At 70.6% G+C, this 608-nt stretch carries 1 protein-coding gene; it reads right to left on the reverse strand.

The genetic code is table 11. The annotated features are described in order from the left end of the window. On the reverse strand, positions 1-608 hold a 608-nt coding region (gene tnpC, locus ACP7BX_RS30860; RefSeq protein ID WP_426197821.1), incomplete at both ends, for an IS66 family transposase.

Consider the following 608-nt stretch of genomic DNA (forward strand, 5'->3'; position numbering starts at 1 on the left):
AGCCAGGACTTTCGCCCCCTGGCGACGCCACGCAGAGCGCGCTCGGCGGCGTTGTTGCTCAGGCAGATGCGGCCGTCGTCGAGGAAGCGCGTGAACGCGGCCCAACGCTTGAGCATGTAGTCGAAGGCCCGCGCCAGGTCGTGGCCGCGTGAAAGCTTGGCGCGCTGCTCGCGCATCCAGATCTCCATCTCGGCCACCAGCGGGGCGCTGAGGCCCCGCCGCGCCGCCAGGCGTTGACCTGCGTCCTGGCCGTTGATCCCTCGCTCGATCTCGAACAGCGCGTCGATCCGCTCAACCATGCCCAGAGCGATCGGCGAGATCACCGCCGGCGCCGCGCCGCGAGCCTTGCGGCGGGCGTTCTGCTCCAAGTCGGCCAGCACGAAGAACGGCCGGCGCGCATGCGCCCAGCAGGCCGCCTCAAGGATCGGCCCCGGCCTTCGCCCCGCCTCATAGAGCTTGCCGTAACCGCCATAGGCGTCGGCCTGGAACAGGCCGGCATAGCCAGACAGATGCGCCTGGGGGTGCTCGCCGCCCCGATCGCGCGAGTAATAGAACACCGCGCCCGGCGGGGCGGGTCCCGCGAACGGCTTGTCGTCGCGCACATAGAC

It is taken from the genome of Pseudomonas sp. DWP3-1-3b3 (assembly GCF_049896305.1).
GTDB lineage: Bacteria > Pseudomonadota > Gammaproteobacteria > Pseudomonadales > Pseudomonadaceae > Aquipseudomonas > Aquipseudomonas azotoformans_A.